Consider the following 15,006-nt stretch of genomic DNA (forward strand, 5'->3'; position numbering starts at 1 on the left):
CCAGGAGAGTCTGGATGTCCAAGCTTCATCAGGAAACGAGCGCTCCCTTTGTGGAACGCTTGATCTTCAACAATCGGATTGTTGTTCTGCTGCTGTTCGCGATGCTGACCGTGTTCTTCGGTTATCAAGCGGCACAGGTCAAGCCCGATACCAGCTTCGAGAAGATGATTCCTCTCAAGCACCCATACATCGCCAACATGATCGCGCACGAGAACGATCTGCCGAACCTCGGCAACTCGATTCGTATCGCGGTGGAAATCAAAGATGGCGATATCTTCAGCACCGAGTACATGGAGACCCTCAAGCGCATCAACGATGAGGTGTTCTTCCTGCCGGGTGTAGATCGTTCCAATCTGCGCTCACTGTGGACGCCTAACGTCCGCTGGACCGAAGTGACCGAGTACGGTTTCGACGGTGGCCCGGTCGCCAATCGCCCGGCGTATCTGAGCGAAAGCGATCTGGAAGAGCTGCGTGAAAACGTGCTCAAGTCCGGCGAGATCGGCCGACTGGTAGCCAACAACTTCAAGTCGACCATCATCGATGTGCCGCTGCAGGAGGCTTATCCGAACCCCGAGAACCAGGGTGAGCTGATCCAGCTGGATTACGGCGACTTCTCGCGTCAGCTGGAAGACAAGATTCGCGCCGAGTTCCAGGGCGAGAACCCGAACATCCAGATCCATATCGTTGGTTTTGCCAAGAAGGTCGGTGACCTGATCGACGGCATTATCAAGGTTGTGATGTTCTTCGGTGCGGCGCTGCTGATCACCTTTGTTCTGCTGATGATGTTCACCCGCTGCCTGAAGAGCTCGATCACCACACTCGTGTGCTCGGTTATCGCTGTGGTCTGGCAGCTGGGTCTGCTGCGCACGCTGGGCTTTGGTCTGGACCCGTACTCGATTCTGGTTCCCTTCCTGGTGTTCGCGATCGGTATCTCCCACGGTGTGCAGATCATCAACGGCATGGCAATTGAGTACACCAACGCCGACGACAGCCAAACCGCTGCCCGCCGCGCTTTCCGTGCACTCTACATCCCGGGCATTGTGGCGCTGATCTCTGACGCCGTAGGTTTCGTGACGCTGCTGCTGATCGAGATTGAGGTTATCCGCGAACTGGGTATCGCTGCGTCGGTCGGTGTGGGTGTGATCATCCTGACCAACCTGATGCTGCTGCCAATCCTGATGTCGTACATCGGTATCAGCCGCAAGGCCGTCGAGCGTAACCGTAACCTGGCGAACCGCCCGCAGAAGCTGTGGCTGGGCGTTGCCAAGTTTGCTCACCCGGCTGTCGCACCGATCTCCGTTGTGCTGGCGATCATCGCCTTTGCCTTCGGTATCTATCACGGCAAGAACGTGGCGATTGGTGACCTCGATCCGGGTGCGCCGGAGTTGCGTGCTGACTCGCGTTATAACCTCGACAACCAGTTCATCATCGAGAACTACTCCACCAGTTCCGACATTCTGGTGGTCATGGTCAAGACGCCGGACGAGATGTGCTCCGCGTATGAAACTATGGAAGCCATCGATCAGCTGGAATGGCGCATGAACAACCTCGACGGTGTGCAGTCAGCGGTCTCGCTGGTGACTGTGGCCAAGCAGGTGATCATGGGCAACAACGAGGGCAACCTGAAGTGGCAGACCCTGTCGCGTAACCAGGACAACCTGAACAACGCCATCAGCCGTGCGCCGTCGGGCATGTTCAACTCCGCCTGCTCGCTGGCTCCGGTCATGATCTTCCTCGATGACCACAAGGCTGACACCCTGAAGCGGGCGACCGCAGAAGTGGAAGCGTTCGCTGCCGAGTACAACACCGACGACCTGCAGTTCCTGCTGGCGGCCGGTAACGCCGGTATCGAAGCGGCCACCAACGTGGTGATCGAAGCGTCTCAGACCAAGATGCTGCTGACCGTATACGCGGTCGTCATCCTCATGTGTCTGATCACCTTCCGTTCGATCCGCGCGGTGCTGTGTATCATCATCCCGCTGGCTCTGACTTCGGTTCTGGCCAACGCGCTGATGGCGTTCCTGGGTATTGGCGTGAAGGTAGCTACGCTGCCGGTTATCGCGCTGGGTGTGGGTATCGGTGTCGACTACGGCATCTACATCTACAGCCGCCTGGAAACCTATCTGCGTCAGGGCCTGCCGCTGCAGGAGGCCTACTATGAAACGCTGAAGACCACAGGTAAGGCCGTGACCTTCACTGGTTTCACCCTGGCCATCGGTGTTGCTACCTGGATCTTCTCCGCGATCAAGTTCCAGGCCGACATGGGTATCCTGCTGACCTTCATGTTCCTGTGGAACATGTTCGGCGCACTCTGGCTGCTGCCGGCACTGGCTCGCTTCCTGATCCGTCCGGACAAGCTGCGTAGCTGAGTGAGTTGAGCTGTACAAAAAACCGCCTTCGGGCGGTTTTTTTGTGGGGAGCATTTTGCGTTATGTACGGAATGTCAGCGTGCACGTCAGGCATCGTGCCGGCGATGCCTGACGCTTCAATATATGGTGGAGTGTGCACGTGGGGTTCGTCCCGTTTACGCGGGCGAGTAGCGCAGGGTTGGCAGGAAACAGGACGGCAGCCTGTTTGAGGCTCGCAGAGCCGAGTTCTGCCGGCCCCTGCCAAGCCGAGCAACGCAGCGAACCCGAAGGGCCGCGTAGCCGGGTGCCGGGGGGGATCGCCAAGGGGGGGCGGGCAAGCGGCCCCCCTTGGCTCGCCGTGAAGGCGAAAAGAGGGCTCGGCAACAGCGAAAGTGTGCGTACTTATATGGCTGACTTGTGACGTGCGCTTGGGTACTGCCAGCGCGGTAGCTCAATTTGCCCGGTTGAGATGATGTCGATGTGGTGGTGGGTGCAGCAAGCGGCGATGTTGATAATCGGCCTCGAAACGAGCGTTACTCACACATCCGGGTACAGCGGCTCAATCGCACTCTCACCCAGAGCTTCGGCCTCGCGCTGTCGGGCTTGGGTTACCTTGCGTACGGCGCGCCAGAGCGGTTTGCCGCGCCAGGCGTGTTCGGTCTGGCCGAACAGGCAGCCGTTCAGATCATCCAGTGCATCGGCGAGGATGGGGTGGGCGTGGCTCAGGGCAATCAGATCGCTTTCCTGCTGTTTGGCCCAGTGTTCCAGTGCCTTGCGCGCCTCGGCGGGCTGGTTATGACGGCAGGCCGCCTGCAGGTCGGCGAGCGGGTTGCCGGGCTGGTCGGTATCGAGGCTGACGGTGTCTTCGCCCAGTTCGTCCAGGGCGGACAGGGCGTTTCGTGCGGTGCGCAGTTGCAGCAGTACCCAGCCGAGGGCGCCGAGCAGCAGCAAGGTTGCGAGTTGCCAGGGCCAGAGCAGGGGCTGATCTGCAACGGGCTGGCCGGTATAGGTCGTGTTGTTGTCGTTGAAGCTGCCATTGCCGCGAATATTCAGCGCAACAGCATCCAACTCGGACACTTCCAACTGATCGGTGGTGGTATTCCACCATTGCACGCGAATGGCGGGTACGACATGACGGCCGGCGTGACGTGCGACAACGGCCGAGCTTTCCTGTCGAAGCCCCAGCACGCCAGTGCTGGAAAGCTGGTTTTCCAGTTGTGGTTGATCGCTGTACTGACGCAGCTCGTCCTGATCGGAGGAGAGGGTATTCAGCTCCGGCAGCTGCATGGCAGTCAGTCCATCGGCCTGGATCGACAGGGTGCGAGTCAATGGCTCGCCACGGGTCAGTTCGCCGGCCGGATCCGGCTGCCAGTTCTGACTGAGGCGTACCTGGCGTGCAGGCAGCCAGGGCACTCCTGCGGGGTAGCTGTCGGGAATGGGTTTGACCTGCAGCTGTTGGCTCGGCGAGCGCAGCTGGATAAAGCGGGCATTGTGACCGCCGGGTGGACTGGCGCTGGAGCGCTGTTGTACTGCGGTTGCGCTGAAAAGCTGTGACGGAATGTCGAGCACACCGCTGTGCTGCGGATAGATTGCGTAGCGTACTTCGATTACACCGTGAACGATGCCGTTGATCTCGCGCTCGTAGGTTTTCGGTGCGCCAAGCGATTCCACGCGGGCATCGGGGATCTCCAATCCGCTGAGCGTCGAGTCGTCGTACAGCGAGACTGAGTGATATATGCGCAGCGTCAGCAGAACCTGCGCCTGGACGTAGGGTGTGAGGGTGTCGAGTTCGCTGTCGATAAAGATCGGCGCGATCTGGTCGGGGCTGATCTCGTCTGCCTGGGCTTGGGTCAGTACGTGCAGCGTGACGGGTTCGCTGCGCTCACCGGCCAGCTCCAGCGGCGGAATGATGACGTAGCCAGTACGCAGGGGGAGCAGGCGCACGACCCAGCGGGTGACCGGCAGACTTCGGCCGTTGATGGTGCTGACCAGGCTGAGTCTGCGGGTGGACTCGATCTGGAAGTGCTCCTCCAGAGCACTCAGATCCGGCTCATCGCTGCGCTTTGCCAGGGTGCTTTCAAGGGTCAGCTCCAGCGGCTGCTGTTCGACCAGCTGGGTGCGGTCGACGCTGGCCTGCAATGCGGCAAAGGCCGGCAGGCTGGTGGTCAGCAGAAGCAGGATGAGAAGCAGCTTGCGCATTATCGAGGGCGTCCGTCGTTCTGTTGCAGGTGCTGATAGAGGAACTTGCGCCGTAGCAGCTCCGCGGGATTGTCGGGAATGTCCCGCAGCCATTGTTGCACAGCTTGACGCTGTTCTATCTGTCGGCGACTTCCCGCGCCACCGCTGGCGGCTGCGCTGTCGTCTTCAAGTTCAGGGCTTTCGGTGAGCTCGCCAGCCGTGACGCTGCCGCTGCTATCAGCTGAGCCGTTCTCAGCAGTTGCAGCATCGCTCGTTTGACTGCCGCCGGGCCCATTACTCTCGGCGCCTTGCTCCGCACCAGCAGCGCTCTCTGCTCCACTGGCACTGTCTTCGGCTTCTTCACCGGTACCGCCTGTGGGAGCGGTCTGCGCTGTCTCTGAATCGGTGGGTGGGTTTTCGGGCTCAGTCTGTTGTTCGCGCTGTTCGGCGAGGTAGGCCTCGACCCGCTGGCGGTTATGCCGGGCAGCAGTGTGATCCGGGGCGCGCGTCAAGGTCTGCTCGAAGGCGGCGAGCGCTTGCTGGTAGTCGCCAGCTAGGGCGAGTGCGGTGCCGTGACTGAAATGCAGTTCGGCGTTGTCTGGCTGCTGCTCGGCGAGTGCTCCCCATATGGCTGCGGCGGCGGCATAGTCGCCACTGTCCAGTAGCGCGCGGGCGCGCCATTGCGGATCTTCGAACAGCGCAGCGGCCTCGGCCGGTTGGCCCGCAGCCATCAGGGCGGCGGCCTGCTGGTCGGGTCGTTTCCAGAGATCGGCCCAGCTCATGGCGGAGGCGGGTTGGGGTAACCACAGCGCGCAAAGGACGACCAGAATCCAGCCGCGACGAGCACCCAGAGCAACCAGCGGCAGCAATAGCAGCAATAACCAGTGGCCCTGGTCGCTGCGCTGCCGTTGTTCGGTGTCACTCTGCTGCGCACTCAGATCGGACTCGAGCAGTTTTTCTATATCGCTGTCATCCAGACTCATGCGGGCGTAGCTACCGCCCTCTGAGCGGGCAAACTCAACCAGCGTCGGTTCGTTCAGGCGTGGTAGCAGAATCCGACCCTGGTCATCGCGCATGAAACCACCCTCGGCCAGTGGCACCGGTGCCCCATCCGCGGTGCCGATGCCGATGACCTGCAGACTGCTGCCGAGCCGATCTGCCGCCAGATCGAGGCGTTCCGGGTCGATGTCGTCGATGCCACTGCTCAGCAGCAGCACCTGGGTAGCGCTGTCGCCGTGCTCGGCGCGTAAATCGGCCGCCAGCAGCAGGGCCTGATCGGCCCGCTGGCCGCGCACCGGCATGATATCCGGGTGCAGGGCGTCCAGCAGGTTGATCAGGGTGGTGTGGTCACGGGTCAGCGGGGCGACCAGATGCGCGCTGCCTGCATAGGCGATGAGCGCCACACGGCGATCCGGGTAGCGGTGCAGCAGATCGCGAATCTTGCGCTTGGCGCGCTCCAGTCGGGTCGGTTGCAGGTCGTTGGAGAGCATGCTGCGTGATACCTGCAGCACGATGATCAGACTGGCGCTGTCCTCGCGTTGCACCTGGTCCGTCGACTCCCATGCGGGACCGGCGAGGGTGATCAGGCTGAGTGTCCAGATTGAGGCCAGCAACAGGTAGCGGCCAATGTACAACCGCCCCGGTTGCCCCTCGACCAGCACCTTGCGTAGCGTTGCGGGTAGCAGGCTGTCCCAGCCGGAGCGCCGGCGCCGATGGCGGTACAGATACCAGCACACTGCCAAGGCAGGGAGAATGCCAAGGAGCCAGAGTGGACGCAGGAACGTGAAGGGCAGGGAAGGCTCAGCCAACATGCAGCCTCCTGCGCAGCACTGGGCTGCTCCAGAGCAGGCTGATCAGCAGCGCCGCCGCCAACGGCCAGTGATACAGCGGCTGCGCCTTGCGGCTCGCCGGGCCGCTGCGCAGACTCGGTTCGAGTTGTTCGATACGGTTGACGGCCGCCGCCAGCGACTCGCTGTCACGGACTCGGAAGTAGGCGCCATCGGTAACATTGGCGATCTCTTGCAGGGTCGCCTCGTCGAGATCGCTGGCCGGATCGGCGTTGCCCTCAAGCATGCTCATCAGATCGGTGTTGCCCTTGCTTTCGGCCCCGACGCCAATGGTAAAGATGCGGATATGTTCATCGGCTGCCAGTCGTGCAGCCTGAATCGGCGAGATTCCGCCGGCGGTGTTTGCACCATCGGTTACCAGCAGCAGGACACGGCTGTTGGCCGGTTGTGCCATCAGGCGCTTGATCGCCAGGCCGATGGCATCACCAATGGCCGTGTCGCGGCCGGCCAGACCGATAAAGGCTTCGTCGAGCCATTGTCGAACGCTGTCGAGGTCGTAGGTCAGCGGTGACTGGACGTAGGCGCGGGTGCCAAACAGGATCAGCCCGATACGATCGCCGCTGCGCTGCTCGATCAACTCGTCCAGCCAGTGCTTTACCACGCTGAGTCGGTCGGTCTGCTTGTCGGCCAAGGTAAGGTCGCGGGTATCCATACTCGCCGACAGGTCGACCGCCAGCATCATGTCCCGGCCGCTGCTGGGCGGCGGCAGTGGCGCGCCAAGCAGCTGCGGCCGGGCGGCGGCAAACACCAGCAGCAGCCAGATAAGGATCAATGGGGCGGCCTGACGGATTGGGTGAGGGGCACTCGGCTGTGCTGCTTCAAGCCGCTGCAGGCGTGCCATAAAGCTAATCTGCAACGCCGCCTCGGGGCGTTTTGCCGGTGGCAGCAGCCAACGCAGCAGCCACGGCAGCGGCAATAGCAGAATGCTTGCGGGCCAGGCCAGTTCAAACATGGTTGTGCCTTATCCAGCGCAGCAACTCGCGTTGCAGGGTGCGGCGATCAGCGACACTGAGCTGCACATCGGCCTGATACAGCGTGCCACCCAGCGGGGCCAACAGGTCGGCGCGGGGACGCGGGTAGTGCTGGCACAGATAGTCTACCCAGCTGTTGCCGTAGAGCCGGGTAGCGGCAATCTCGCCGCGGCTTTTCAGGTGGCGCTTGAGCTGCGTGTTAAGTGCCGCCAGCCAGTCGTGATCGGACAGGTTCTCGGGTATTTCCCAGAGGATGCGCTGGGCTTTCAGTCGCCGTCTTTGCCGACGGCGATTGAGGATCAGCGCGAGCGGCGTCAGGACCAGCAGCAGCACCAGAATGGCCGCCAGCGCTATCCAGCCAGGCGCCGGCGGCCACCAGCTGATTGGGGGCGGCAGAGCTGGCAGCAGCAGGCTGCCTTCCAGCGGGCTGGTCATGCTTGCGCTGCCTTTGGGTGGCCGCCGAAATTGTCGCGCAGCTGTTCGTGGGCCGGTGAGCGGGTATCGAGGGGCAGCACGCTGCAGCGCAGACGGCGGGCCAGTCTAAGCCAGGCTTGGCGCTGGGCTTGAAACTGTGCTGCGTAGGCGTCTCGAATGGCGCCATCGTTGCTGTTCAGCGTCAGGCGCTGGTCGGCCTGGACGAAATCCAGCGCACCATTGGCCGGCAGCTCGCTGTCGAGCGGGTCAAATACCGGCAACAGGATCAGGTCGTTATGGCCTGCCAGCGGCACCAGCAGGCTTTGGTTCAAACCGTCGATGGCTGCATGGTCACAGACGATATAGAGGATGCTTCCGGGGCGGATGATTTCCCGGCTGTGACGCAGCGCCATGTTCAGCGCCTCGGTTGCGGGCTCCGTTGTCTCGACCTGCTCCGGCACGAGTGCCTGATTGGCTTGCACCAGCAGTTGCAGCAGTTGCAGCAGGGCCTTGCGATCCCGCCGTGGGCGCACTTCATGGCATTGCCCTGCGCCAAACACCATGCCGCCGACTCGGTCGTGGTGGGCGAGTGCAGTCCAGGCGATCAGGGCGCAGGTTTCGGCGGCCAGCACCGATTTCAGACACCGCTGGCTGCCGAAGAACAGTCGCGAGCTCTGTTCGCCGATCAGGAACACCGGACGCTCGCGCTCTTCGTTGAATACTTTGGTGTGCACCTTCTGACTGCGGGCAGTCACGCGCCAGTCGATATTACGAATGTCATCGCCGGGCAGATAGGCACGTACTTGGTCAAAATCGACACCGCGGCCGCGCAGGCGTGAGTTCTGCTGGCCGGTCTGCCGCCCGTTGCGCACGGGGCGGCTGAACAACGGCAGCTCGTGGCAATGCCGGCGCGTCGCGAGCAACGCCTCCAGGCTGGTGTGCAGGGTCGGATCGAGGCTGACCGTCATGGCTCAGACAACGGGAACCGAGTCGATCAGCAGGTTGATGGCCTGGTCGCTGTCGATGCCGGCGGCTTCGGCCTCGAAACTTAGCAGAACCCGGTGACGGAGCACATCGTGGGCAATCGCCTGCACATCTTCGGGGCTGACAAAGTCGCGGCCGGCGAGCCAGGCATGGGCGCGGGCGCAGCGGTCCAGCGCAATGGTGCCACGCGGGCTGGCGCCCATTTCCAGCCATTCGGCCAGTTGCGGGTTGTACTGTTCCGGACGGCGGGTCGCCATCACCAACTGGATCAGGTATTCCTCCACCGCCTCGGCCATAAACAGGTCGAGGACTTCCTGACGGGCAGCGAGGATGCTTTGCTGGGTAATGCGCTCGGCCATTCTGGGCTCGTCACCGCGTGCTTCGCCGCGGGCCAGTTGCAGAATCTGGCGCTCCAGTGCCGCGTCGGGGAAGCCAATGCGGACATGCATCAGAAATCGGTCAAGCTGTGCCTCGGGCAGTGGATAGGTGCCTTCCTGCTCAATCGGGTTTTGGGTCGCCATGACCATGAACAGCTCGGGCAGGGCATAGGTCTTGCGGCCAATACTGACCTGACGCTCGGCCATTGCTTCGAGCAGAGCAGACTGCACCTTCGCCGGGGCGCGGTTGATTTCGTCGGCCAGCACCAGGTGATGAAAGATCGGCCCCTGCTGGAAGCTGAATGTGGTGGTTTCCGGGTGATAGACCTCGGTGCCGGTGATGTCGGCAGGGAGCAGGTCCGGGGTGAACTGGATGCGGTGAAAGTCCGCTTCGATGCCCTCGGACAGAGCCTTGATTGCCTTGGTCTTGGCCAGACCGGGCGCGCCTTCGACCAGGACGTGGCCGCCGGCAAGCAGGCTGATCAGCATGCGATCAATCAAGTGCTCCTGGCCGAAAATGTGCTGGCCCATAAAGGCCTTCAACTGCAGCAGGGATTCCCGATGGGTCATGTGTTTTCCGTTGTTCTGGTTCGCTGGCTGGCGTCAGTGTACGTCACTTTAACGAAATCCCTTTGGTCTAGACTATCCTCACATCACAATTAATCCGGCGCCCCAGCGACGGGCCTTCGGGCACCACGGTGCAGGGCGGCGCAGATGCACCCCGCGATCCGGGAGGACGGCAAGATGGCATTGATCATGGCCAGCTCCAAACAGGCGTTCATTGATACATTGACCGAGCGCCTGCGCGCGTTGGTCACCAAGGCTGATCGTGACGTGATTGGTCTGTTCTGCAATAACTTCTTCGGCATTGCTTCGCACGCGGAACTGGCATCCCGTCAGGATAACGACCTGCTCGGCTGCACGCTCTCTGCCTGGCGTTTTCTGCAAGAACTCCCCAACAGCGACGTCAAACTGCGGGTGTTCAATCCCGATACCCAGCAGCACGGCTGGCAGACCACCCATACCGTCGTGGAAGTGGTCCACCGCGATCTACCGTTTCTGGTGGACTCGGTGCGAATGGAGCTGAGCCGGCACGGCTACGCCATTCACAATCTCTACAACAGCGTCATGACGGTGCAGCGCGGTGAGGACGGCAAGTTGCTGCAACTGCTACCCAGCGCCAGTGACGCCAAGGGCGCACGTGCCGAATCGGTGATGTACATCGAGATCGATCGTGCGACCACCAACGCTGATTTGCGAGCGTTGCAGGATGGCCTGTTTGACGCGTTGAGCAACGTGCGGGCGACGGTGCAGGACTTTCCGGCCATGCAGGCGCGGGTTCTGGAGTTGATCTCGCTGCTCGGCAGTCGGCGCAAGCAGTACTTTGCCCGAGAGGAACGCAACGAGGTGATTGCCTTCCTTGAATGGCTGCTGGATAACCATTTCACCTTTCTTGGCTATGAGTGCTTCTCGATTAACGAGGGGTTGGCGGAGCAACAACTCGGACTGCGTACTGGTGCAAGCCTCGGCGCGCTGGCCCTCAATCCGCGGGATGAGAGTCTGGAGGGGCTGCCCGAGCAGGTCATCAGTTACCTGCAGGCGCCGTTGCTGCTGTCGTTCGCCAAGGCCTCGCAGTTGAGTCGAGTGCATCGGCCGGCCTATCCGGATTATGTCTCTGTGCGTGAAGTGGATCTGGACGGACGGGTGATTCAGGAACATCGCTTCATGGGCCTGTACACCTCGCGTGTCTATTCCGCACTGGTCGACAACATCCCCCACGTCCGCCGCAAGGTAGCGCACGTGCGTTCGGTCTCCGGCTTTTTGCCGCGCAGCCATCTGGCGAAGGAGCTGGAGCAGGTGTTGCAGGTATTGCCGCGCGACGATCTGTTCCAGATGTCGGTCGACGAGCTGGCCGAAACTGCGCTCAATATCGTGCAGATGCAGGAGCGCAATCAGATTCGTCTGTTCCTGCGTCGCGGCAACTACGGCCGGTTCTACTACGCGCTGGCATTCGTGCCGCGGGATGTCTACTCAACCGACATTCGCTTGAAGATTCAGGCGGTATTGATGGAACGCCTGCAAGCGACCGAAAGCGAGTTCTGGACCTATTTCTCTGAATCCATTCTGGCGCGTACTCAGTTCATTCTGCGCGTTGACCCGACCAAGACCCCGGACATCGACCCCGTGAAAATTGAACAGGAAGTGGTGCGCGCATGCCGCAACTGGCAGGACGAGTTTCGTGATCGACTGCTCGAGAGTCTGGGTGAGGCCCGAGCCACTGACGTGCTTGCCCATATTGGCGACGGCTTTCCACCGGGCTACAGCGATCGGTTTACGCCTGCGACCGGCGTGGTTGATCTGCAGACGCTGCTTGGCTTGAGCAGTGATGCACCGCTGGCGATGAGCTTCTATCAGCCGCTGGCGCAAAAGAAGGGTGTACTGCACTGCAAGTTGTACCACCTGAACGAGTCATTACCACTGTCGGATGTGATCCCGGTGCTGGAGAACCTCGGCCTGCGGGTTTTGGGCGAGTTCCCGTTCCGTATTACTCAGGCCGACGGCACCAGTTTCTGGATTCATGATTTCGAGTTCACCTTTGTTGGCGGCGCGACTCTCGACATTCAGGAGGCTAACGAGCTGTTCCGAGATGCCTTCAAGGCAGTCTGGTCCGGGCAGGCGGAGAACGACGGGTTCAATCGGCTGGTATTGCTGGCCGGATTGCCCTGGCGCGATGTGGCGCTGTTGCGAGCTTATGCGCGCTATCTGAAACAGATTCGGTTGGGCTTTGAGCTGCCGTACATCGCTGCCACGCTGGTAGCTCATGCCGATATTGCCCGGGAATTGGTCCGGCTGTTCCGTACGCGTTTCTATCTGGCTCGCAAGCTCAGCGCCGAAGACCTCGGCGAGATGCAGCAGAAACTGGAAAAAGCCATTCTTGGTGCGCTGGATGAGGTCGCGGTGCTGAACGAGGATCGCATCCTGCGGCGCTACCTGGACCTGATCAAGGCCACCCTGCGTACCAACTTCTACCAGCCCGATGACAGTGGTCAGAGCAAAGACTACCTCAGCCTGAAGTTCGACCCGTCAGCGATTCCGGAGCTGCCGCTGCCACGTCCGATGTTCGAGATATTCGTCTATTCGCCGCGGGTCGAGGGCGTCCATTTACGCGGCGGCAAGGTGGCGCGTGGAGGGTTGCGCTGGTCCGATCGGGAAGAGGACTACCGCACCGAGGTGCTTGGTCTGGTCAAGGCGCAGCAGGTCAAGAACGCGGTCATCGTACCGGTGGGCGCCAAAGGCGGGTTTGTCCCGCGGCGGCTGCCGCTGGGCGGCAGTCGTGATGAGGTGCAGCAGGAGGCCATTGCCTGCTACCGGCTGTTCATCCAAGGGTTGCTGGATATCACCGATAACCTCGCCGACGGCAAGGTGGTACCGCCAGCCAACGTGGTGCGCCACGATGCTGACGATCCCTACCTGGTGGTTGCCGCCGACAAGGGCACCGCTACCTTCTCTGATATTGCCAACGAGATCGCCGCTGGTTACGGCTTCTGGCTTGGCGATGCTTTTGCCTCCGGTGGTTCGGCCGGGTACGACCACAAGAAGATGGGTATTACCGCGCGCGGAGCCTGGGTTTCGGTGCAGCGGCATTTCCGTGAATTGGGAGTCAACGTACAGACCGATCCGGTCAGCGTGATCGGGATAGGTGACATGGCCGGCGACGTGTTCGGTAACGGCCTGCTGCAGTCACGTACGCTGCAGCTGGTTGCCGCGTTCAACCACCAGCATATCTTTATTGATCCGGACCCGGATCCGGAGCGCAGCTACGCCGAGCGCGAGCGAATGTTCGCTCTGCCGCGTTCCAGCTGGGCTGACTACGACAGTAGCCTGATCTCGGAAGGCGGCGGTGTATTCTCCCGCAGCCTCAAGCAGATCACCCTGACGCCACAGATGCGTGAACGCTTTGATATCAGCGCCGAGCGGCTGACGCCGACCGAGCTGATTCACCAGTTGCTCAAGGCGCCGGTCGATTTGATCTGGAACGGCGGCATTGGTACCTACGTCAAAGCCAGCAGTGAGACCCACGCGGATGTCGGCGACAAGGCCAACGATGCGCTGCGGGTCAATGGGCGAGACCTGCGCTGCCGGGTGGTGGGCGAGGGCGGCAACCTCGGTCTGACCCAGCTCGGACGCATCGAGTACTGCCTGAATGGTGGGGCGTTGAACACCGACTTCATCGACAACGCCGGTGGTGTCGACTGCTCCGACCATGAGGTCAACATCAAGATTCTGCTCAACGAAGTGGTCGCCGCCCAGGACATGACCGCCAAGCAGCGCAACAAGCTGCTGGCCAGCATGACCGACGCGGTGGCTGAACTGGTGCTCGGCAACAACTACAAGCAGACCCAGGCGATCAGTCTGGCGCAGCGCCAGGCTACGCAGACCATGGGTGAGTATCGGCGCTTTATCAACGCGATGGAGAGCAGCGGCAAACTCAATCGTGCATTGGAGTTTCTGCCCGAAGACGATCAGCTGGCCGAGCGCAAGGCCAGTGGCAAGGGGCTGACCCGTGCCGAGTTGTCCGTTCTTATTTCCTACTCCAAGGCTGACCTCAAGGAGGCACTGGTCGCCTCAGACGTGCCGGAGGACCCGTATCTGGCCCGTGAGCTGGAAACCGCGTTTCCTGGGGTGCTGCTGAAGTCCTGGAGCGATGCGCTCGGCCGTCATCGGCTGCGCCGCGAGATTGTTTCCACCCAGTTGGCAAACAATCTGGTCAATCACATGGGTATTACCTTCCTGCGTCGACTCGAGCAGTCGACCGGAGCAGCGGTCAGCGACGTGGCGCGCGCCTGGGTAGTTGCGCGAGATGTATTCCATCTGCAGGACCACTTTGCGGGTATCGAGGCGCTGGATCACCAGGTCTCTGCCGAGGTTCAGCTGGAGTTGATGGAGGAGTTGATGCGGCTCGGTCGCCGAGCCAGCCGCTGGTTCATCCGCAACCGCCGCAGTGAGCTGTTGCCAGAACGTGAGGTCGCCCACTTCGCGCCCTGTATCCGCACCCTGGCTGAACGCTTTGATCAGTTGCTCGAGGGGGATGTACGCCAGCTCTGGGACGAGCGTTATCAGCACTATGTTGATCAAGGCGTACCGGATGCCATCGCCCGGGTGGTCGCCGGTACCGGCCATGCCTACACCTTGCTCGGTATCGTTGAAGCGGCCGATGCAACCGGGCAGAATGCCGAGCGCGTGGCGCAGGTATTCTTCGCGCTTGGTTCGCAGCTGCAATTGCCGTGGTTCAGCCAGCAGGTGACCGGCCTGCAGGTCGACAACCATTGGCAGGCGCTGGCGCGCGAAAGCTATCGCGACGACCTCGACTGGCAGGCGCGCAGCATGACTATTGCAGCGCTGCAGGGCGGCGACGAGTCGACCCCGGTCGATGTGCTGGTAGCCGACTGGGTGCAGCGCAATCAGGCCATGGTGGTGCGTTGGCAGGCCATGCTGAGCGAGCTGAAGAGTGCTGGCGCTGGAGATTACCCGATGGTGGCGGTGGCGATGCGTGAGTTGCTGGATCTGGCTCAGCACGCACGCCTGCTTGTTCAGGACGATGCATGCAGCAGTTGATCATAGATTTGGCGTTACCCGCAGAGCGTTATCTGGCCTGGTATCAAGGGCGCGCCGAGCGGGTGTTGATGTACAGTCGTGATGGCCGGCGGGTTAGTCTGCCGGCTCATCACCTGCGACCTTTTCTGACCCATCAGGGCGTTTATGGCAGCTTTCTGATGCAATTTACCGATGAGGGCAAATTGCTCAAGCTCGAACGCCTCGCGAGCTGAGCGCGGGCGCTTGATTCAGGTATACTCTGCACCCTGATTTTCTGCCCCCGGATGCCCGC

At 61.5% G+C, this 15,006-nt stretch carries 9 protein-coding genes; 3 read left to right on the plus strand and 6 right to left on the minus strand.

What is annotated here, in order from left to right:
* Positions 1 to 14 precede the first annotated feature (14 nt).
* A complete protein-coding gene (locus tag AAFM31_RS01895) occupies positions 15 to 2,369 on the plus strand; it encodes an MMPL family transporter (protein ID WP_341706201.1) in 2,355 nt (784 codons plus the stop codon).
* Between the two features lie 516 nt (positions 2,370 to 2,885).
* Here AAFM31_RS01895 and AAFM31_RS01900 read toward each other — a convergent pair.
* The 6 genes from AAFM31_RS01900 to AAFM31_RS01925 are packed head-to-tail and all read right to left on the minus strand — an operon-like array spanning position 2,886 to position 9,689.
* On the minus strand, positions 2,886 to 4,547 hold the full coding sequence (locus AAFM31_RS01900) for a BatD family protein (RefSeq protein WP_341706202.1): 1,662 nt from the start codon (positions 4,545 to 4,547) through the stop codon (positions 2,886 to 2,888).
* Positions 4,547 to 6,337, minus strand: coding sequence for a VWA domain-containing protein (locus tag AAFM31_RS01905; RefSeq protein WP_341706203.1), 1,791 nt, complete (start codon positions 6,335 to 6,337; stop codon positions 4,547 to 4,549). The genes AAFM31_RS01900 and AAFM31_RS01905 overlap by 1 nt, the downstream gene beginning before the upstream one ends.
* Positions 6,327 to 7,325, minus strand: coding sequence for a VWA domain-containing protein (locus AAFM31_RS01910; protein ID WP_341706204.1), 999 nt, complete (start codon positions 7,323 to 7,325; stop codon positions 6,327 to 6,329). The genes AAFM31_RS01905 and AAFM31_RS01910 overlap by 11 nt, the downstream gene beginning before the upstream one ends.
* Positions 7,318 to 7,779 (minus strand): DUF4381 family protein, encoded by a 462-nt coding sequence (locus tag AAFM31_RS01915; RefSeq protein WP_341706205.1) that lies wholly within the window; start codon positions 7,777 to 7,779, stop codon positions 7,318 to 7,320. The genes AAFM31_RS01910 and AAFM31_RS01915 overlap by 8 nt, the downstream gene beginning before the upstream one ends.
* Entirely contained in the window at positions 7,776 to 8,726 is a 951-nt protein-coding gene (locus AAFM31_RS01920; RefSeq protein WP_341706206.1) for a DUF58 domain-containing protein, read from the minus strand. Before AAFM31_RS01920 ends, AAFM31_RS01915 begins: the two co-directional genes overlap by 4 nt.
* Positions 8,727 to 8,729: 3 nt before the next feature.
* A complete protein-coding gene (locus tag AAFM31_RS01925; protein WP_341706207.1) occupies positions 8,730 to 9,689 on the minus strand; it encodes a MoxR family ATPase in 960 nt (319 codons plus the stop codon).
* 174 nt (positions 9,690 to 9,863) lie between these two features.
* Here AAFM31_RS01925 and AAFM31_RS01930 point away from each other — a divergent pair, with 174 nt between their 5' ends.
* Together AAFM31_RS01930 and AAFM31_RS01935 are read left to right on the plus strand one after the other, a co-directional pair.
* Complete coding sequence (locus AAFM31_RS01930) at positions 9,864 to 14,735, plus strand: NAD-glutamate dehydrogenase (RefSeq protein ID WP_341706208.1); 4,872 nt, start codon at positions 9,864 to 9,866, stop codon at positions 14,733 to 14,735.
* The gene (locus AAFM31_RS01935; RefSeq protein ID WP_341706209.1) at positions 14,723 to 14,947 is read left to right on the plus strand and encodes a DUF2835 domain-containing protein; all 225 of its coding nucleotides are present in this window, start codon (positions 14,723 to 14,725) and stop codon (positions 14,945 to 14,947) included. The genes AAFM31_RS01930 and AAFM31_RS01935 overlap by 13 nt, the downstream gene beginning before the upstream one ends.
* The last annotated feature ends 59 nt before the right edge of the window (positions 14,948 to 15,006 follow it).

It is taken from the genome of Halopseudomonas sp. (assembly GCF_038130085.1).
Lineage (GTDB): Bacteria > Pseudomonadota > Gammaproteobacteria > Pseudomonadales > Pseudomonadaceae > Halopseudomonas.

Coding starts and splice junctions, on each gene's coding strand:
- AAFM31_RS01920 (WP_341706206.1), bottom strand. CDS start 8,726: ATGACGGTCAGCCTCGATCCGACCCTGCACACCAGCCTGGAGGCGTTG.
- AAFM31_RS01915 (WP_341706205.1), bottom strand. CDS start 7,779: ATGACCAGCCCGCTGGAAGGCAGCCTGCTGCTGCCAGCTCTGCCGCCC.
- AAFM31_RS01905 (WP_341706203.1), bottom strand. CDS start 6,337: ATGTTGGCTGAGCCTTCCCTGCCCTTCACGTTCCTGCGTCCACTCTGG.
- AAFM31_RS01910 (WP_341706204.1), bottom strand. CDS start 7,325: ATGTTTGAACTGGCCTGGCCCGCAAGCATTCTGCTATTGCCGCTGCCG.
- AAFM31_RS01930 (WP_341706208.1), top strand. CDS start 9,864: ATGGCATTGATCATGGCCAGCTCCAAACAGGCGTTCATTGATACATTG.
- AAFM31_RS01895 (WP_341706201.1), top strand. CDS start 15: ATGTCCAAGCTTCATCAGGAAACGAGCGCTCCCTTTGTGGAACGCTTG.
- AAFM31_RS01935 (WP_341706209.1), top strand. CDS start 14,723: ATGCAGCAGTTGATCATAGATTTGGCGTTACCCGCAGAGCGTTATCTG.
- AAFM31_RS01925 (WP_341706207.1), bottom strand. CDS start 9,689: ATGACCCATCGGGAATCCCTGCTGCAGTTGAAGGCCTTTATGGGCCAG.
- AAFM31_RS01900 (WP_341706202.1), bottom strand. CDS start 4,547: ATGCGCAAGCTGCTTCTCATCCTGCTTCTGCTGACCACCAGCCTGCCG.